Raw genomic sequence first — 19,439 nt, forward strand, 5'->3', positions numbered from 1 at the left:
TCAACACCCGCGCAAGCCGTTTCGGTTTCGTCGTCGACGCCTGGTGCTTGATCGCTACCGCCGCAGGGCTCCAGATCCGTACCTCGAAGGAGTTCCCATGGCCACCGTCCTACTCATCGGCGAAAGCTGGTTCACACAGTTGATGGAGGTGAAGGGATTCGATTCGTTCACCGTGAGCGGCTATGAGGTCGGCACGCAGTGGATCGAGCCAGCCCTCACCGGGGGCGGCCACGACTTCCGGCACCTACCGTCACACCTGGTCGATAGTGCATGCATGGCCTGACCTCTCCGACGTCGACGTCGTACTGATCAGCGACTGCGGCGCAAACACCTTCCTGCTTGGCACGGCCACGTTCACCGGCGGGGAACCGGTGTCCAACAAGCTCGCCGAACTCGCCGAATTCGTCCGAGGCGGTGGCGGTCTCGGCATGATCGGCGGGTATCTGTCGTTCAGCGGAATCGATGCCAAGGCACAGTTCGCGGGCACGCCGCTGGCCGAGGTCCTCCCCGTCGTGATCGCAGGCACCGACGACCGGGTCGAACTGCCCCAGGGTGTGGACCCGGTCGCGACACAGGGGAGCCACGTGGCGTTGGGTGGCGCAACGTGTTTCGGGCCGTTGCTTGGCTATAACCAGGTGCAGGCACGCCCCGAGGCGAACGTTCTCGCGGTGTGCGGTGATGACCCGTTGGTCGCCATCTGGGAGGTCGGGACGGGACGCGCGTTCGTCTACACCAGCGATTGCGGCCCGCATTGGGCATCGCGCAGTTACGCGGATTCGCCCGACTATGCGCGCCTGTGGCAAGGCCTCGTAGGCTGGGCCGCCGACGGCGTGAAATGAACCCAGATTCTGGCTCTTGGCCATCGCGGACCGGGGCCGCCGTCGTCCTACATCCGGAGGCTGTGTCGCAGCGCTGAATGGCCGCCAATCCGACGAAGACTTCTTGACGTCGAAGTAATTAGCGTTCGGCGTATGCCGTCAGCTCGTCGATGAACCCCGGCGGGAACCGCAGCGAGCCCTTGCGGGTGCGCCGCAGGAACCCGGTGGCCGCCCGCGCCGACAGTGGCACCCCCGGGTAGTCGAGGAAGTCGACCAGCGACGCCCTCGGCTGCCACACCGGCCACGGCCCGACGTCGGCGGCATGCACCACGCCGTCCAGGTCCGCCCACGCCGCCCGCCGCGGCCACTTCGCGCCGGTCCAGACCACGTCCGAAGCGCCGTCATAGCGACCGGGGGAGGCCAACCGCTCGCCGATCCACGTCGCCACCGGCACGCTCACCGAGTTGCCCACCATCCGCCAGCGCTCGCCGCGCTTGGCCACCTCTTCGGCGGGCGCGGTCCAGTCGGCGGGAAAACCCTGCAGCCGCTCGGTATCTCGCAGATCCGGAGTCACGTACGCGCCCGACGGCAGGCGGATGGCCGGGGGAGAGGCCACCCCGACGGCCGAGCCGCACTTGATCGGCGGCACCCCGTCGACGGCCCAGCCGAATGCCCGCATGCCCTCGGTCCAGTAGAACCCGCACGCCACATCGGGATAGTCCGCCACCACCAATGGCCGCACGACCTCGTCGGACAGCAGCACGTCGCGCGGATCACCGACCCGACTGGCCACCAGGTACCACCGGTTGCGCCGCTGCGGCAGCCCGAACGCGTTGCTGTCCACCACGCGGTACGCCCAGCGATAGCCCAGCTCGGTCAACGCGGTCGTGATCAGCTTCAGCGCCGCGCCCTGGCCGAGCGACATCAGGAACGGCACGTTCTCCAGCACCAGCCACGGCACGTTCGCGCCCTCGAGCAGCCGCAGCACCTCACCGATGAGACTGCTTCTGGCGCCGTCGATTCCGACCTTGCGGCCCACGCTGCTCAGGTCCTGGCACGGGAAGCCGGCCACCACCACGTCGGTGCGGGCAGGCAGCGACACCAGGTCGCGGACGTCGCCCTCGATCTTGGTGTCGGGGAACCGGCGCCGCAGCACGTGCATCGCGGGCGCGGAGTTCTCGACGAGCAGCTGGGTGTGGTGCCCGCTGGCGGTCATGCCGAGCTCGAGCCCACCGATGCCGGCGAACAGGCCCGCGACCCGCATCGAGCGGCGCTTCATCGCAGCCACTCCAGGGCCACCGCGTAGCTGAGCCGCGACGGCACCGCGTTGCCGATCATCCTGGCCATCGCCGTGCGGTGGCGCACCGCGTCGAACGAGAACCAGTCCGGAATGTATTGCAGCCGTGCGGCTTCGTGCGCGGTGATGGTGCGCCGCCGGCTCGGGTGCACGTAGCGGCCCATGCACATGCTGTAGAAGCCGGTGGTGATGGTCTGCGACGGGCGGTCCCACGCCAGCCGGCCGTAGATCGCTTTGTAGCTGTGCCCGCCGTTGGCGTGGCAGGCCGGGCGCTCGCTGTCGGGCAGGTCGAATTCGCCTGTCTCGAAGAGATAGTCGATGCGCTGGCGCGTGGCGGGTGCCGACCGCGCGACGGCGTCGACAAGACCCTCGTCGCGCCGCGCGTCGGACATCCGCTCCAAATCCTGGAACGCCCACGCCACGTTGCGCGGATCGCGCCGGTGCCGCACGACCACCTCGGCAGGCGTGGTGGTGTGCGTCAGGCTGGCCATCAACGCGAGCCGACGCCGACGCTGCGGCACGCCGATCTCGTTGAGGTTCACCACGTCCATCGACACGTGATACCCGAGCTCACCCAGCGCATCGGCGGTGCGCTGCACGACCGAGCGCTTGTCGTTCAGCGCTCCCGGCACGTTCTCGATCAGGATGTGTTGCGGCTGAAGCACTTCCGCGGCGCGGACCATGGTGCGGTAGAGCTCGTTCTTGTCGTCGGAGTGCCGCGTGCGGTTATTGAAGTCGCTGTGGCCCTGGCATGGCGGGCCCCCCACCAGCACGTCGATGTCGCCGTGGTGCTTGGACAGCATCCGTTCTGCGGAGGTGAGCCGCGCACCGACCTTGCCGGGCAGCACCGCGGTGACGTCCTTGCACACCGCGGCGGCGGTGGGAAAGTTGGCGGCATAGGTGTCGGTCGCGACCTGGTCGACGTCGACCGCGAGCACCGGCTCGAACGACCGGTTCAATGCGCGGGCCGCCTCGGCCAACCCGATCGACAAACCACCGCACCCGGAGAACAGGTCGACCACCCGCAGCGAGGACCGCGACGCGCCACACGGCGGCGCGACCGTGCTCTGCAGCCAGGCGCGTTCGGCTTCGTCGGCCGACGTGGGCCGCGCGTCCCCACCGGTGTACCCGGCCATCACGCTGGCGGCCTTGCGACCGTCGCGCCGCGTGACGACGCGCTCGTAGGTGCCGTTGCGGGTGCGGAAGCGCTCGAACCCGGCGTCGACGCTGGGCCGCCGCTCGACGGTGCGCTGGGATGGCTCACTCATCAACGGCACGCGACCAGCAAGGAGTCGGTTGCTCGGCGGCCGCGGCGGATCACAGGGCAATGGTATTCAGCGGTTCCGACATGTCCGGGCACCTGCGGCGGCGCGCCGCACATAGCCTGAACTCGCACATAACCTGAATCATGGCCGAATCTTGGGCATCATCGCCGGAGGCACGGGCCCGCATGCAGTCCAACCGCAGCAGGGACACCAAGCCCGAGCTGGCGCTGCGCTCGGCCGTGCACGCGCGGGGACTTCGCTACCGCGTCTCGGCCAAACCGCTGACCGGGTTGCGGCGCACAGCCGACCTCGTCTTCCCGAGCGCCAAGGTGGCGGTGTTCCTCGACGGCTGCTTCTGGCACGGCTGCCCCGAGCACCACACCGTCGCCGCGGCCAACGCCACGTTCTGGGCCGACAAGGTCGCCGGCAACCGGGCCCGCGACCGTGACACCGACAGCAGGCTCGCCGACGCCGGGTGGGTGAGCGTGCGGGTGTGGGAGCACGAGGATCCGGCCGAGGCGGCGCGACGCGTCGAAGACGTGGTGCGCACTAGACGCGCCTAGGCGCCACCGGCCACCGTGTGGCAGGCAAACACGGCGAAACAAGACGATTACGAATCTCCCACAGACCCCCTGCCCGACGTGTCGTCGTCAGCCGTCTCGCCTACGATGAGACACCGGTCGGTTCTGGCCACACATCGAACAGGTCTGGAGTGTTTTGACGTTGACTCGTCGTGTCCGCGGTGCCTGGTTGGCTACAGCCCTCGCCGCTCTGGCCGTGCTCGGGGGAGTCCTCGTGACCGATACCCCGCAGTGCCCTGGCAGCAAATGTCAGGTGGTAGCCGCCGCGCCACACGGCGTGGACGATTCGCCGCCGGTCGTGCCGACGTCGGAGCCCGCGGTGCTGTCGGTCATGCCGAACCCGGGAACCGATGAGATCAACCCCGCAGGCCCCGTCATGGTCACCGCCACCAGCGGCACCATCACCGACGTCACGATGGTCAACGACAGCGGCAAGGTGATCCCCGGCGTCCTCACGCCGGACGGGACGGTGTGGAAGCCGACCAACCAGCTCGGCTACGGTCGCACCTACTCGATGACGGTGCTCGCCCGCGGTGCGCAGGGCATGCCGTCACGCCAGACGTCCAGCTTCACCACGGTGTCGCCGAGTGACCAGACCGAGGTCTACCTGAACCGGGCCGGTGGGGATCTGCTCGAAGACGGCGGGACCTACGGCATCGGCACCGTCGTCGTCGCGCACTTCGATCAGTCCATCGACAACAAGGCCAACGCCGAGCGGCACATGAACGTCACCACCAACCCGCCGGTGAAGGGGTCGTGGTACTGGACCGACGACCAGACCGCGCACTGGCGACCGGCCAAGTACTACGCACCCGGCACGACGGTCACCGTCAACGCCAACATCTACGGCACGACGCTCGGGGACGGTCTGTACGGCGCCGAGGACGAGAAGGTGTCGTTCAAGATCGGCGACGCCCACGTCTCGATCGCCGACGACAACACTCATCAGGTCAGCGTCTTCGACAACGGCAAGCTGGTCCGCACCATGCCGACGTCGATGGGGATGGGCGGCACGCAGACCATCGCAGGCACCACGCTGTCGTTCTTCACACCGCCCGGCGTGTACACCGTCCTGGACAAGGCCAACCCCGTGGTCATGGACTCGTCGACGTTCGGGTTGCCCATCGACTCCCGCCTCGGCTACAAGGAGTCCATCTCCTATGCCACCCGGATCAGCATCGACGGCATCTATCTGCACCAGCTGAATTCCACGGTGTGGGCGCAGGGCAACACCGACACGTCGCACGGCTGCCTGAACCTCAACGGGGACAACGCCGCGTGGTTCTTCAACTTCTCCGTGCCTGGCGACGTCGTCGAGGTGAAGAACACCGGCGGCGAGCCGCTGAAGCTGTGGCAGAACGGCGACTGGAGCGTGCCGTGGGAGCAGTGGCAGGCGGGCAGCAAGCTCACCTGAGGGCGGGCGACTAGCACCGAAACGAACGTTTTGCAGGAGAAGTTCGAGTGGGGACCTGCAAAAGGTGCGTTTCGGTGACGGCGTCGCGACCGCCCTACTTCAGCCGCACCATCCGCGTCGTCGAACTCTCGTCCAGCTCCACGACGTCCGACCGTGACCGCAGGAAATCGCTGAAAGACCGGAAACCCAAGGACTTTTCGCTGAACGATGGATCCATCCGCTTCATCTGCGCCTTGACCGCCGAGTTGTGCAGCCAGTCGGCGTCGTCCTTCTCCAAGCCGATCTGCAGGGCCCGCTGAAGCAGCGCGGTCGCCGCGGTCTGCGGGTCCGGCGGTTCCGGCTCCTCGTTGTCGGCAGGACGGGCGGCACGTCTGCGCCGCTTCGGCGGCGCGGTCTCGGTCTCCGCCTCGGGCTCCACTTCGGCCTCGACGGGCGTGGGATCGGGTTCGAACACCGGGACGCCGGGCAGTGAGTCGTAGATGACGAAGTCGTCGCACGCCGCGGCCAGCGATCGGCTCGACGAGCCGGCCACCCCGATGCCCACCACGTACCGGCCGAGCCGTTTGCAGCGCTGCGCCAACGCGATGTAGTCGGAGTCGCCAGCGACGATCACCACGTGCGTCAGGTCGGGCAGCCGGAACATGTCCTCGACGGTGTCGACCGCGAGCCGGATGTCGGCGCCGTTCTTGCCGTACGCCGCGGCAGGGAACAGCTGCACCAGATCGACGGCGCGCCCCACCAACTGCCCGCGGTAGGAGGCATTCAAGTCGGCCGACCAGTCCGCGTAGGCGCGGGTCAGCACCAACGTGCCGAACGACGACGCGAAGTCGATGATCGCGCCGACGTCGACCGTCGCCCGCTCCAGCCGATCCGGGTGCTGGTCCAGCCCCTTGGCCTTGTCGCGCTGAAACGAATTGCGGCCGTTCACTTGGTCGTACCGCGAGATGACGATGTTGTCGAAGTCGAGGTAGACCGCGACACGGGTGGTGGTACCTGGCTCGGTCATGGCTTCAGTCTTGTCCCTCGACGCATCAACTCGACGCCTGACGGGTGCGGGCGCGTCTCACCGCTTCCTCGACCAACCGCTCCGCGATGAGGTTCAGCTTGACGTTCTCGGCCTGACTCATCTTGGCGAGCCGCTCGAACGCCTCCTCCGCGCTGCCACCGGAGCGGCTGCGGACGATGCCGATCGCCTGGTCGATGACCGCGCGGGATGTCAGGGCGCGCTGCAGTCGGTCGGTGCGTTCCTGGGCCGACGCCAGCAGCTGCGCGTTGTACACCGACACCGCGGCCGCACCGGCGAACTGCGCACCCAATTGCACGGCGTGCTCGGCGAACGCGTCGCGCCGGTAGGCATAGGCATTGATCGCCCCGATCACCGCGTCCGCGATCGTCAGCGGCAGCGCCAGCACCGAGTGCACTCCCATGCGGGCGACGTGCCCGCCGAAGCGCGGCCACCGATCGTCGCCCCCGATCGACCCGCTGACCGTCGGACGGCGCGACCGTATGCACGTCACACACGGCCCCTCGTTGAGCACGTCGTACTGCAGGGCGTCGATGTCGCGAACGAACTGCGGGGTGGCCGCCCAGGCCTCCATGCGCGGCCCGCAGGAATCGGCGGCGATCAGCGTGACGCCTGCACCGTCGACTCCGGGGATGGCTTGCACCGCGAACTCGGCGACGTCGTTGAGCAGATCGGGCACACCCTGTCGGCCTGCGACGATCTTGGCCAAACCACTCAGGCCGAGATACAGATCGACCTCGTCGGATTCGAGTCGAGCCGGTGACAGATCCGCCCCCGGTGGCCCGTCCCGACCGGGCTGGGCGTCGTAGTCGGCCATACCCCTCCTCCTCGAGGCGTGGCACGAGCGCACCCCCCGATCAACGGCTCAACTTACTCGCCGAGAACCAGGAAGCGCGCGCAGACGAGAACCGTTAGGTGACGAGCGACATGGCGTGCGCGCGCCGCAGCTTGCCCGAGGGGGTCTTGGGAATCATGCCCGGCTCGAGGACGACGACGTTGCGCGGCCGGACGTCCACTTCGGCGACCACTTCGTGCGCCACCTGACGCTCGATGCGGCGCACCGCGGCGGGATCGTCGTACTCCTTGGACTCGACGGCGACGGCGAAGCTCTCCCGCGTCTGGCCGGCATTGAGTCGTACCGCGACCGCGCAGCCCTGCCGGACGCCGGGAACCCGGGCGGCAGCACGTTCGATGTCGGTCGGGTAGACGTTGCGTCCGGCCATGATGATGACGTCCTTGACCCGCCCGCACACGATGACGTCGTCGGTCTCGGTCAGGTAGCCAAGGTCGCCGGTGTCATACCAGCCGTCCTGGTCCTGCGCGCCGATGAAACCGGCCGCCGTGGTGTAGCCGACGGTGACCGGCTCGCCGCGGACCTGGAGCACGCCGACCGAGCGGTGGCCCAGAATGCTGCCGTCATCGCCAACGACGCGGATCTCGAGGCCCTTGAGGACACGGCCCAGCGACACCAGTCGACGGGTGTTGCCCCGTGATGCAGGGACGGCACGGTGCAGGACCGACAAGAGGTCGGCGTCGACCTCGTCGATGACCATGCCGGCGCCGGACTCCGAGAACGACACCGCGACGGTGGTCTCGGCCATGCCGTAGGCGGGAAGGATCGCCTCGGGGCGCAGGCCGAACGGCGCGCCCGCCTCGATGAGGTCCTCGACGTCGGCCGGCTCGACCTGCTCGGCGCCCGACAACGCCCATCGCAGCGAAGAAAGGTCGAACTGGCCGGGGGTGGCCTGCCTGCGCAGTCGCTTGGCGAAGAGCGTGTAGGCGAAGTTGGGCGCGGCCGTCATGGTGCCCTTGTACTTGTCAATGAGCTTGGCCCACAACAACGTATCGCGCAGGAAGTCCATCGGCGTGACCTTGACCAGCTCCGCGCCGAAGTACATCGGCACGGTCAAGAAGCCCGTCATGCCCATGTCGTGGAAGCAGGGCAGCCAGCTGACGATGACGTCGGTCTCGTGGTCGAACTCCGCCCCGACGAACATCGCCTCGGCGTTGGACACCACGTTGCGATGGCTGATCTGCACGGCCTTGGGCGATCCCGTTGAGCCGGACGTCAGCTGCAGCAGGGCAATGTCATCGTCGTCGGTTTCGACGGGTTCCGCCGGGTCGCTCTGCAACAGCTTCTCGATCGTCACCACGTTCAGGCCGAGCGCGGTCAGCAGTGGCTCGGCGGGCATGAACGGATCGGAGATGACGACTGCCGTGGCACCGATCATCTCGATGACCGCGGTGGTCTCTTCGGCCCACCGCCGCAGGTCGGTGCGCGGGGTCGGTTGATGCAGCATGGTCAGGCAGGCGCCGCGCATCCAGATGCCCTGGGCGGCTGGGGCGATTTCGACGGGCGCACCGGCCAGCACGGCGACGGCGTCACCGTGCTTCACACCGGCTGCGGCGAGACCGCCTGCGATCCGGCTGGCGCGCTCGTGGACCTCGGCCCAGCTGTGTCGCACCGGGGCGTCCGGCTCACCGGTGACCATGCCCTTCGTACTGGTTTTGGCGTTGCTAAACATCGTGTCGGTGAATCGACTCACGACAATCCCCCTGACGGCGCCGCGGGCGCGGCATGTATCGGACTGTTGCATTGATCAGGCGCGTTCGATGTGCGGCGCGCTCGCGCGAGCAATGTAGTAATCAACTCGAGATCGTTTTGGTTACCTTGCGCCACATATCGAATCCAAGGACGCGGCGTGCGACGACCGTTGCCGGTCAGGCTTACCGCTGGATTCTCAGCCAAGGGACTCCGTCATTCCGAGGGCACAACCGTTCATCGAAGGGTCGGCCTACGTCGGGGTGCAGAGCGGGCGCTCTCAACGGGGACATCGATGTCGCCGTCGTGACGGGTCCGAGTGGCTGGGGGATCAACCGGCTATGACCGTACCGTGCCAAAGCGCCCATACGCAGCAGTTGTGCGCGAAAAACGGCTGTTAGATGGCCTTCTTAGCGCTCTTAGCTGGGGAGCGACTGCAGAATCTGCGGGGTCGGAACGTCGACGATATCGTCGAATTCGGGGTGTTTCTTGAGGTAGCCGGCCACCATCGGGCAAACAGCGACGATGCGCAAGCCGTCGGCGCGCGTCGCCGCCAATGCCTCGGCAATCAGCACGGTTCCCAGCCCGCGTCCGCCGAACGCGTCGTCGATCTCGGTGTGATAGAAAACCCGCTGCCCGTCGCGTTCGGCAAAAGCCTCCAGCCCCACCGACTTTCCCTCCACGCTGATGGTGAACTCGTCGGTCTTCTTCTCGACGGTCACGGGGGCGCCGGTCTTGTCGGTCAGCGGCATGGACGTTCCTCTCATTGCATACGATCGACGTGCATACGATCGACGTATTCGACACTACCTGCCGAGGCGGGACCGATCCGAAGGCGTGCGATGGACATCGAGCACATCCACATCGACAACCAGTCGCGGGCGGCCTATCAGGCATTGGTCGGTGTCTCGACTGCGGTGGCCAGGACAGCCAGGGAAGCGGGCCTGACCCGTTGTCTGGTCGAACTGATCAACGTGCGGGTGTCGCAGCTCAACGGATGCCCCTCCTGCCTGGACGTGCACAATCGCCGTGCGCTGGCCGCCGGGGTCACCGACAAACAGCTCGCGACGCTGTCGGTGTGGCGGGACACCGAGCTGTTCGACGAGAGCGAACAGGCCGCGCTGCGGCTCGCCGAGATCACCACCACGCTGCCCGACCATGACACGATGGAACGCGAATATGCCCGCGCCAGAAAGGCGTTCACCGACGACGAGCTATCGGCCGTGATTTGGGTGGCGACCGCCATCAACGCGTTCAATCGGGTGTCGATCCTGAGTAGGCATTCGGTCACGCCGTAGTAGACCCAAATTCGCTGCACGGCGGGCACTTCGGCACACGGTCAGGCGCTCGGCGCAGCCTTTACGATGAAGTGCTGGCCACCTTGGAGAACTCCCAAGCTGACTACCGGGCGGTGTTGGTCGCAGTCAAGGACCTGATCATCGGCCGGTGACGGGGGCCATTGGGCGGCTCGAAAACCTGCTGGCCCGCGCCGGACGCGGGGTGGGTCGCCGGCGCGGGCCAGTCTGGGTATCCGATTCTTCACTTACGAGCAGCGGTGCCAGGTACGCAGCCCGACCCCACTGCATTGACCGCTACCGGTGTCCGCCGCCGCCGTGACCGCCACCGTAGCCGCCGTGATAGCCGCCGTAATAGCCCCCGTAGAAGGGGTAGTCCCCGTAGTAGGGGTATATGGGACCGACAGGGGAGTCATCGATCTGAACATTGCCCGGCGACTGGCACTGGGTGCTTGAGTTCAGGTCGATGCAGCTTTCCTGAGCCTGAGGGGGATTCGCCGCGGCTGTCGGTGCCGCGAGGGCCGCGGGTGCAGTGGCGATCGCTGCCGCGGCAGCGCCCGCCGCCAACAGCGGTGTGAGGTACTTCGATCTGATCTGCATTCTGTCACTTTCTCGGAGGATCCTAATCTGGACTGATTCCAGATTAGGACTCCATCCAGCGTTGCCCTCCATCGAACCCATGTCGTCCGTGCTGGTGCCAATCCATGCATTCCCGCTAGATGGAATCTGGGCCCATTCCCAACTCCCTGCTGGTCCAGGAGATGGGGGCGATCGCGGTAGGCAAGAAACGAGAATTCCTTGAATCCGCTGGCCGCGCGGGTCCGGTATCTGAACAACCGCGGCTGAGATAGTGCTGCTCGGTCACGCGGGCGCCGCGCCGCGGAGCCGCACCGCCAGCCCCGTCGCCCGCACCGCCCGCCGATCGATCGCCGCCCGCACCGACGCCTCCGACCCCACGACCCGCACCTTGGCCTTCGCCCGCGTCACCGCGGTGTAGAACAGCTCGCGGGTCAACAACCGCGACTCCACCGGCGGCATCAGCACCGTCACCTCCGACGCCTGCGAACCCTGGCTCTTGTGAATCGTCATCGCGTGCATGGTGTCCACGTCGGACAGCCGGCTGGTGGCGATCGTGACCGGTTCCTCGGCACCGGCAATGACGGCACGCAGGCCGCTGTCGCCGACCACCGTCACACCGGAGTCGCCGTTGAAGAGGCCAAGGCCGTAGTCGTTGGCGGTCACCAACACCGGCCTGCCCGCGTACCACGACGTCCAGATCGGCTCGCCCGTCGCTTCGGTGAGCCACCGCTCGACCTGACGATTCCAGTACTGCACCCCGTACGGCCCCCGCCGGTGCGCACACAGCAGCCGGTGCTCGGCGAGCGTCGTCAGCGCCGCGCCGCCGTCACCGAGCACGCCCGCCTCGCGCAGCCGAAGTGCGTGCGGTTGAAGCACTTTGCGCAGATCGGCGGTCGGGTCCTCGGCGTCGATCCACTCGATGTGCTCGCCACCCGCGCGCAGCACCTCGATGGCAAGGTCGGCATCACCGACGCGGATCGCCGACGCCAAGGCCCCGATCGACTTCCCGAACCGGTGTGACGTCTGGAGTTCGGCGATCCGCACGTCATCGCGACCGCCAAGCCCATCGACCAGGTCGGCCAGCACGGCACCCGCATCCACCGACGCCAGCTGGTCGGGGTCGCCGACGAGAAGCAGGCGTGCCTGCGGCCGCACCGCCTCCAACAGCCGCGCCATCATGGTCAACGACACCATCGACGTCTCGTCGACGACGATGACGTCGTGCGGCAACCGGTTGCCCCGGTGGTGGCGGAATCGCGACGAGTTGTCCGGTCGGCTGCCCAACAGCCGGTGCAGTGTCGTCGCGTGAAGCCCCGAGATCCGCCGCTGGTCGACGAGTTCCAACTGGTCGATCTCCAGCTGCACGGCCTCCTGCAGTCTGGCCGCTGCCTTTCCGGTCGGCGCCGCCAGCGCGATCCGCAGACGCGACGAGCCCGCCTGCTCGGCCAGCAGCGCCAACAGCCGCGCGACCGTCGTGGTCTTCCCGGTTCCCGGCCCGCCGGTGAGCACCGTGAGTCGTTGGGACAGCGCGAGTTCGGCGGCCTCGCGCTGCTCCTCGTACCCGTCGGGGAACAACCGGTCGACGTCTGCCGCCGGGCTGCCGCCCCCGCCGGACACCATCGACAGCAGGTCCTCGGCGACCTGCCGCTCCTCGCGCCAGTACCGGTCGAGATAGAGCAGTTCACCCTGCTGGCGCAGCACGTGCGGCGGCTCGAGCAACGGGCTGGCCGCAACGGCCGCCACCCAGTCCTCGACGGCAGGCCACGGCAGGTCGGGAACGTCGACCTGTGTCTGCAGCGACCTCAAGTTCACGCAGACCGAACCGCCCCGCAGCCCGCGGACCGCGAACGCGACGGCGAGCGCCACCCGCTCGTCGGTCTCCTTGGCCAGTGCCGTGAGTCGTTGGGCGACAAGTACGTCCGACGAGTCGATGACCGCGGCGTCGTTGAAGGACCGCAACAGCCCCGACGCGCCAGCCGCGCGGCGCCAGTCAGCGGTGTCGACCGGCTCGACGGACGTCACGCGGCGACCCTCCCCGCATCGAGCAGGTCGGACATCGCGATGATCAACGACGCCGGCGGCTGCCAGTCGAACACGCCTGCGGGATGGCCGTCGACCACGGGTGTGTCCGGCCCGCACATCCCGCGCACGAACAGATACAGCACGCCACCCAGATGACGTTCGGGATCGTAGCCCGGTTGCCGCCAGCGCAGGAACCGGTGCAGCACAACGCTGTACAGCATTGCTTGCAGCGGGTAGTCGGAATGCAACATGGCCTCGACCAGTCGGGCCCGCTGATAGTCGGCCGACGTCAGTGAACCGTCGCCATCACCCAACCAGTTCGACTTGTAGTCGATCACCACGTAGCGATGGCCGTCTGGGCCGGGGATGCGCAGCACCGCGTCGATCGACCCGTTCAGATATCCGCGCAGCGACTGGTTGCCCAACGCATCGCCCATCAGCCGCTCGGCGTAGGAGGCCAGCGGGTCGTCGGCAGGCAGGTGCTCGGCCACCAGTTGCCCGACGTCGGCCAAGCGGATCTGCGGCGCGGTGGCCCCCAGATCGCCGCCTGCCAAGGGGAACTCGAAGTCCAACTCCCGCAGCCGGTCCCGCAGACCGATCTGGCGCAACGTCAAGTCGCCCGCGAGCGGGCCCAGCGGCGTGTCGTGCATCGGCACCAGCGCCGTCGCGAGGTCGGGCGCGGGCACGTCGACCGGCCACCAGACCGAGTGCTCGCTGACGTGCGCCTCCAGCTCGGCGGTCAGATCCGCGGCGAACGGATCGGCGGTCTCCAGCACCGCGTGCACCAGCGTGCCGAACTTGGCACCCTTCGGAAGGTCCGCCATCGGCGACGGCACGTGCGGCCCGGTGGACGGTTCAAGCAACGGGAGGTCCCCGACCTCGTCGTCCAGCGCGGCCACCTCAGGCTCGCTACTAACCCCCGTCGTCTCCGCCACACGGATCAGCCCCGAGTACGAGGTACGCCGCCACGTGGTGTCGATCGACCGGTGAAAGTGCCTGGCGTCGAGGCCCTTCGGCACCGGCTTGGCGGGCGGCGCCGGCGCGGGCGTCAGCACCGACTCCTCGAGCACGGGGCCACCCTCCCACTCTCGGAGTCGAGCCAGCGCGTCGTCGTCGCTGATCTTGCTTGGCACGCACCTGTTGGGGACGACGGACTCGCCAGGCCGTCGACCGCGAAGCAGTCGGGACAGTCCGCCGTTGGGTTCGTCGCGGGCCGACGACCACCAGGCCACCACCTGAGCCTGCGCCCGGGTCATGGCGACGTAGGTCAGTCGGCTGTCGTCACCGGCGGCCTCGGCGCGGCCCTGCTTCTCGACCGCGTGGTAGTCGGGACTGTCCTTGCCGCCGATGAACAGGCAGCGGGTGGGGCCGTCGTGGAACAGGATCAAATCGGGCTCCGGCACCCAGCGGTTGAACGCAAACGGCAGGTACACGATCGGGTACTGCAGCCCCTTGCTCACCCACACCGTCATGATCTGCACCGCCTCGGCGTCACTGTCCAGTCGACGATTCCGCTCACCAGCCCCGCCGCGGTCGTCACGCTCGGCGCGCAGCCAGTCGCGCAGCGCGGGCAGCGTGTAGTGCTCGCGGTGCGCCACGTCCTGCAGGAGCTGCGTCATGTGTGCCAGATCGGTCATGTGCCGCTCGCCGTCGCGCCACGACAACACGCGTTCGAGCATTCCCCCCAGCTGCGCGGCCTCGAAGATCGCCGCGACACCACGCTCGCGGGCGTGACCGGCCCACTCCCGCAACGTCTCCGCGGTCTCGTCGGTCAACGCGTCGCCGCCCTCCACCAAGTCTTCTGCGGACTTGCCGAAGAACATCGTCGCCGCGGCCGCACGCACCACCCCGGCGCGGTGCGGCTGATCGAACGCCTCCAGCAGCGACAGCCAATCGTCGGCGGCCTCGGAGGCGAAGATGTCCGAGTCGCCGGTGTAGACCGACGCGATGCCTGCCCTGTCCAGCGCGAGCTGACACACTCGCGCGTCCCGATGGGTCTCGACGATCACCGCGACGTCGCCGGCCCGCACCGGTTTGTCGTCGAACGTGGCGTCACTGGCGAGCAGGGCACCGATGTCGTTGGCGAGGTCCTTGCCGATGTGCTGGCGGATATCGCTGATCGGGATGTTCTGAATTCCGCGGAGGCCGAACGTTGCTCGCCGAACGACACGCAACCGGAACGGGTCGCCGTTCGGCGCGCCGGCCAGTCGGCGACCCTGGTTCGCCGCCTCGACGTCGTGCACGACGATCGCGGGGTCGCCGAGTTCGGCGCCACGCAGCACCGCCTGCAGGGAGTCGACGAGGACGCTGTCACTACGCCAGTTGGTGCCAAGCGTCTTCTTGGCACCCGCCGTCTCGGCGGCACTCAGATAGGTGACGATGTCGCCGCCGCGGAAGGCGTAGATCGCCTGCTTCGGGTCGCCGATCAGGACCACCGTCGACTTGCCGCTGAACGCGCGGTCGATCACCTGCCACTGCACGGGGTCGGTGTCCTGGAACTCGTCGACCATCACGATGGGCCAGCGTCGATGCATCCGCAGGCGGGCCGGCGAGTCCTCGGCGTCGAGGGCTTCGGCGAGCCGCGTCAGCAGGTCGTCGTAACCCAGGATCCCCAGCCTGCGTTTGCGCGTCTCCAGCTCGGCGAGAACGTGATTGGCGAAGCCGATGCACACCGCCGACCGCGATTCGGGGGGCGGGTCGACCGGGCGCAGTTCGGTCGCGGGGTTGCCGACCACCTCGCGCGCCAGCTTCAGCGCGTCGGGATACGTCAGCGTCGGGTCGTCGTGCTGGTGGCCGAAGTGCGCGAGGTAGAGGTCGTCGACGACTTCGGTGACCAGGTCGGTCAGACTCTCCACCAGCGTGACACGGGAGTCGGAGTCACCCGCCACCCCAAGCGACTTCAGCACCAGCTGGCAGAACTGGTGGGTGGTGGCGATCGTCGCGGCGTCGAAGCCGGCCAACGCATCGCGCAGTCGCTGCTTGCGGGCCGCTCGCTCCTCGTCGGTGCCCTCTAGCAGGTAGGCGACCAACTGGTTGTCACCGGCCAGCGAGGGGTCGTCGAAAGCGGCTGCGGCCTGCGTGATCTGGCGGCGCACCCGATCGCGCAGTTCCTGGCTGGCGGCGCGGCCGAAGGTGATGAGCAGCATCTGGTCGAGGGTCGCCGCGCCATCGGCGACGTAACGCGTCACCAGACCGGCGAGCGCGAACGTCTTGCCGGTGCCTGCACTGGCCTCCAGCACGGTGGTGGAGGCCGCCTCCGGCAGCGGACCCTGCAGGTCGAAACGGTCCATCAGAGAACCACTTCCGCCCGCAGCATCGGCAGCCAGAGCCGGGCGGCGTAGGCGCCAAGCCGGTGGGTCTCGCCGTCGACCCCCTCGCCTGGCCGCAGGGGCTGCATCAGATCCCTGAGCCAGGCATTCGCCCCCCAGGCCCGCACCTGCGCGGGATCCTGATCCTCGCCGGGATAGTTGCCCGACTTCCACTTGAAGGACGCGGCGCGCTCGGGGTCATCACCTTCGTGCCGCGCACACGCCCAGGCATACGACGTCTTGATGGGCAGGGGCAGCGGCTCCCGACGCCCAGCGTCGTAGATCGCCACCAGATCCCGCAGCAGGTCGACGGCGGGTTCCTGTGGCTGCCCAAGCCCCTTCTCGAGAGGCGTGCTTCCACGCCTCGGCCGCCCGATGCAGATGGCCGACCAGTCCCGGTCGGGATGCTGAGCGAACAACGCCAGCAACGGAATCCACGATGCCAGCAGATGCTTGCCGTCGAGTTTGGAGTAGGTGACCGAGACCATGTGATCGCCGAAGACCGGCGACACCGTGCCCGTCACGCGGCGTCCGTTGCCGAGGTCGATGTCGACGTCGTAGGCGTCCGCATCGGCCTTGCGATACCCCAGCGCCGTCGCCGCGAGCAGCGTGGATTGCTCGCGCAGTTCGCCTGCCTTGCGCCAGCCCAGCTGACCAGGGGGCAGCGTGCCGCGCCGCCACTCCGCCTGCCGCGCATCGTCGGGCGTCATGCCACGCAGCATGTCGCTGAGCATCCGGTCGCCGACCGCCCACTGCTCCAACGCGTCGATGTCGACGGAGATCTCGTCGGAGACACCGTCGACGTCCCACGGCAGCGTGTACTCCAGCGCACGGAAGAAGCCCTTGACCGGATCCTTGAAGAACCCGATCAGATCGGCGAGCGCGACGTCGTCGTGCGGCAGGGCGGGCAGTGGGCCGGAGATGAACTTCGGTTGCTCGGACCGCTCGCGGGTGCTGGCCCGAGCAGCCTTGAGGACGATCGAGTCGAACGTGAACGGTACGTCGGGCACCAGCTCACCGGGGATGACGTTGCGAATGTCGAACGGCTGCAACGGATGATGCACGACGACATTCTCGCGCACGCTCTCCGGCGTCGTCGCATCCAAGGCGTCGAGCAGCTCGGCCAGCGGCACCGCGGGGGGACGGGCCTGACCGGAGTGGGCGTTGTGGCCGGTGTAGGTGATCACCAGCTTCTCGGTGGCCGCCACGACGGCGTCGAGCAGCAGTTGCCGATCCTCGGAGCGACTGTCCCGCTCCCCGGTCATGGGTTTGCGGGCAAGGACGTCGTCGCCGTCGGTGACGCCCTGACGGGGAAACACGCCGTCGTCGAGGCCGACGAGGCACACCACCCGATGCGGCACCGACCGCATCGGCACCATCGTGCACACCGTCAGCGTGCCGGTGCGGAAGTTCGCGCGCGTCGGCCGCCCTGCGAGGTGACGATCGAGAAGTGCCTTCACGTCGGGCAACCGCATCACCGTGCCGGACCGCGCGCTTGCATCGGTCAGCACCTGGCCGAACTCGCGTTGCATCTGACTGGTCTGCCACGCGTCGGCGTCGTTGACGCGCGTCATCATCGCGATGCCCTCGGTCAACGCATGCAGCCAGTGCTCCAAAGGGTGTTCCCCGGTGAGCGCATCGACGGTCCGCTGCAACCGGTCGATGAACTCGCCGAGCTGACCGGCCAGCTCGACGCGATTGCTTCCGACATCGTCGAGCGGCAACGTCGACCCGATCCAGGCGTGCGCGTCGTCGGACATCGCGACGCCTGCGAGCACGCGGTCGACGCCGAAACGCCATGTGTTGTGCACGAAGTCAACGCCGTAGGGCTGGCGGTGCTCCTGGTCGAAACCCCAGCGAACGTTCGCCTGACGGACCCAGCGCGTGACGTCCTCGAGGCTGTCGTCGGTGAAGCCGAAGCGGGCGCGTACCGGCGCGGCCTGCGCGAGGTTGAGCACCTCGCTGGCGGTCACCCGGCTCGAGGCCAGGGCGAGCAGTTGCGATGCGACGCCCAACAGTGGATTGGTCTGGACGAGTGAGCGATCCGCCAGGCGCATCCGCAGCTGGTGTGCCGGGTGGGCGCCGCGCAGCACGTCACCGAGCCCGAAGTCGGCGTTGATCAACGGTGCGTAGGTCTCGATGTCGGGGCACATCACCAGGATGTCGCGCGGCTCGAGCGTCGGGTCGTCGGCGAGCAGGCCCAGCAGCACCTCCCGCAGCACGTCGACCTGCCGGGCCTGGCCGTGGCATGCGTGCACCTGGACGGACCGGTCGCCCTTGTCATGCGAACGACCATGTGGCCGAACGGCATTGGCGGCGACGTCGGACTGCAACCAGCCGAGCAGGGTTTCCGGGTGTTCCAGATCATTCTCCCGTCGCTCCGCTCGCCCCAGGCTGCCAGCGAGGTACTCGTCGGTGCGCAGCTCCACGGGCAAGATGATCTGCAATTCGCGCAGATCTCGGCCCAGGGTGGCGAGCAACGGATGGTGAACCGCCCGGTGGCTGGTGTCGTCGCGACGGTCGATGGGTCCGCGCACACCGGTTAGCGCACGCCAGAGCTCGTCGCTCGGATGCGGCAGCCACAGGTGCACGTCGTGATGGGTGGCCAACGCCTCGATCAGCTCGATCTCGGTGATCGGCAACCGGGTGTGGCCGAACAGCGACAGTCGCGGAGGCAGATCCATCGCCGATTCACGAAGGCGGGCAACGGTTGTCTGGTGACGGACGTGCGGCGGATCGGCATCGACGCGCTCGACGAGGGCCTGCCACAGCGGAGGTTGCCAGTCGAGATCGTCGTCGAGGTCGGTGTTGCCGTCGCGCCAGTCGGCGAGCAGTTGCGGGCGCTGTCTGGCGTAGGAGGCGAACAGCCCCGCGATGCGACGTGCCACCGAGTAGCGGCGCCCCAGCCGGAGCTCCCTCTCGTCGCCCGTCGCGAAGTGGCCGAGGTGGGTGGCCAGCGTCTTGCACCATGGCGCGTCGAGACTTTCGTCGATCACCTCGAGCAGCGGCCAGACCATGACGTCAGGCGCCCAGCGGTCGTCGTCGTTGGTGCCCGCGATTTCCGCGATCAGGGAGTGCGGGTTCCTGAACTCGATGCCTGCGCACACCCCGTCGGTACCCGAGCCGCGGCCAAGGACATGCGATAGGCGCTGGCTCAGCCACCGCTCCGTCCCGCGCGCGGGGACGAGGACCAACTCCGTGGCGAACGGGTCATCGAGTGGTTGCGAGAGGAGGGCACCGAGACCGTCGGCCAGTAGATCGGTTCGCTCGGCGCGGTGCAGATGCAAGGCCATT

At 68.0% G+C, this 19,439-nt stretch carries 15 protein-coding genes; 5 read left to right on the plus strand and 10 right to left on the minus strand.

What is annotated here, in order from left to right:
• Window positions 1-97: 97 nt before the first annotated feature.
• Window positions 98-283 carry a glutamine amidotransferase gene (locus HNP02_RS20470; protein ID WP_184441921.1) on the plus strand — a complete coding sequence of 62 codons (186 nt, stop codon included), beginning with the start codon at window positions 98-100 and terminating at the stop codon, window positions 281-283.
• Window positions 267-839 carry a glutamine amidotransferase gene (locus tag HNP02_RS20475; RefSeq protein WP_184441923.1) on the plus strand — a complete coding sequence of 191 codons (573 nt, stop codon included), beginning with the start codon at window positions 267-269 and terminating at the stop codon, window positions 837-839. The genes HNP02_RS20470 and HNP02_RS20475 overlap by 17 nt, the downstream gene beginning before the upstream one ends.
• Window positions 840-957: 118 nt before the next feature.
• On the opposite strand, the gene HNP02_RS20480 is transcribed toward HNP02_RS20475, so the two are convergent.
• Both HNP02_RS20480 and HNP02_RS20485 read right to left on the minus strand, forming a co-directional pair.
• Window positions 958-2,097 carry a DNA cytosine methyltransferase gene (locus HNP02_RS20480; protein WP_255506738.1) on the minus strand — a complete coding sequence of 380 codons (1,140 nt, stop codon included), beginning with the start codon at window positions 2,095-2,097 and terminating at the stop codon, window positions 958-960.
• Window positions 2,094-3,383: a DNA cytosine methyltransferase gene (locus HNP02_RS20485; RefSeq protein ID WP_184441925.1), complete on the minus strand. Its 1,290-nt coding sequence runs from the start codon at window positions 3,381-3,383 to the stop codon at window positions 2,094-2,096. The genes HNP02_RS20480 and HNP02_RS20485 overlap by 4 nt, the downstream gene beginning before the upstream one ends.
• Window positions 3,384-3,523: 140 nt before the next feature.
• Between HNP02_RS20485 and HNP02_RS20490 the strand changes: the two genes are divergently transcribed.
• Together HNP02_RS20490 and HNP02_RS20495 are read left to right on the plus strand one after the other, a co-directional pair.
• Window positions 3,524-3,943, plus strand: a complete 420-nt coding sequence (locus tag HNP02_RS20490; protein WP_184441927.1) for a very short patch repair endonuclease — start codon at window positions 3,524-3,526, stop codon at window positions 3,941-3,943.
• Window positions 3,944-4,097: 154 nt separating this feature from the next.
• Window positions 4,098-5,375 carry an Ig-like domain-containing protein gene (locus HNP02_RS20495; protein ID WP_184441929.1) on the plus strand — a complete coding sequence of 426 codons (1,278 nt, stop codon included), beginning with the start codon at window positions 4,098-4,100 and terminating at the stop codon, window positions 5,373-5,375.
• A 94-nt stretch (window positions 5,376-5,469) separates the two neighbouring features.
• Here the strand turns inward: HNP02_RS20495 and HNP02_RS20500 are convergent, their stop codons facing one another.
• From HNP02_RS20500 to HNP02_RS20515, 4 genes are all read right to left on the minus strand, one after another.
• Window positions 5,470-6,381 carry an NYN domain-containing protein gene (locus HNP02_RS20500; protein ID WP_184441931.1) on the minus strand — a complete coding sequence of 304 codons (912 nt, stop codon included), beginning with the start codon at window positions 6,379-6,381 and terminating at the stop codon, window positions 5,470-5,472.
• A 25-nt stretch (window positions 6,382-6,406) separates the two neighbouring features.
• On the minus strand, window positions 6,407-7,216 hold the full coding sequence (locus tag HNP02_RS20505) for a GAF and ANTAR domain-containing protein (RefSeq protein ID WP_184441932.1): 810 nt from the start codon (window positions 7,214-7,216) through the stop codon (window positions 6,407-6,409).
• 94 nt (window positions 7,217-7,310) lie between these two features.
• Window positions 7,311-8,945: a fatty acyl-AMP ligase gene (locus HNP02_RS20510; protein WP_184441935.1), complete on the minus strand. Its 1,635-nt coding sequence runs from the start codon at window positions 8,943-8,945 to the stop codon at window positions 7,311-7,313.
• Between the two features lie 415 nt (window positions 8,946-9,360).
• Entirely contained in the window at window positions 9,361-9,693 is a 333-nt protein-coding gene (locus tag HNP02_RS20515) for a GNAT family N-acetyltransferase (protein ID WP_184441936.1), read from the minus strand.
• A 90-nt stretch (window positions 9,694-9,783) separates the two neighbouring features.
• On the opposite strand from HNP02_RS20515, the gene HNP02_RS20520 reads away from it, so the two are divergent.
• Window positions 9,784-10,239 carry a carboxymuconolactone decarboxylase family protein gene (locus tag HNP02_RS20520; RefSeq protein ID WP_184441938.1) on the plus strand — a complete coding sequence of 152 codons (456 nt, stop codon included), beginning with the start codon at window positions 9,784-9,786 and terminating at the stop codon, window positions 10,237-10,239.
• Between the two features lie 294 nt (window positions 10,240-10,533).
• Here the strand turns inward: HNP02_RS20520 and HNP02_RS20525 are convergent, their stop codons facing one another.
• The 4 genes from HNP02_RS20525 to recC all read right to left on the minus strand — a co-directional run bounded on the left by HNP02_RS20525 (window position 10,534) and on the right by recC (window position 19,438).
• On the minus strand, window positions 10,534-10,836 hold the full coding sequence (locus tag HNP02_RS20525) for a hypothetical protein (protein WP_184441940.1): 303 nt from the start codon (window positions 10,834-10,836) through the stop codon (window positions 10,534-10,536).
• Between the two features lie 261 nt (window positions 10,837-11,097).
• The gene (recD, locus tag HNP02_RS20530; RefSeq protein WP_184441942.1) at window positions 11,098-12,837 is read right to left on the minus strand and encodes an exodeoxyribonuclease V subunit alpha; all 1,740 of its coding nucleotides are present in this window, start codon (window positions 12,835-12,837) and stop codon (window positions 11,098-11,100) included.
• On the minus strand, window positions 12,834-16,127 hold the full coding sequence (recB, locus tag HNP02_RS20535; RefSeq protein WP_184441944.1) for an exodeoxyribonuclease V subunit beta: 3,294 nt from the start codon (window positions 16,125-16,127) through the stop codon (window positions 12,834-12,836). The genes recD and recB overlap by 4 nt, the downstream gene beginning before the upstream one ends.
• Window positions 16,127-19,438, minus strand: coding sequence for an exodeoxyribonuclease V subunit gamma (gene recC / locus HNP02_RS20540; protein ID WP_184441945.1), 3,312 nt, complete (start codon window positions 19,436-19,438; stop codon window positions 16,127-16,129). The genes recB and recC overlap by 1 nt, the downstream gene beginning before the upstream one ends.
• Between the last annotated feature and the right edge of the window lies 1 nt (window position 19,439).

It is taken from the genome of Mycobacterium sp. AZCC_0083 (genome assembly GCF_014202335.1).
In the GTDB taxonomy this organism is placed as follows: Bacteria; Actinomycetota; Actinomycetes; order Mycobacteriales; family Mycobacteriaceae; genus Mycobacterium.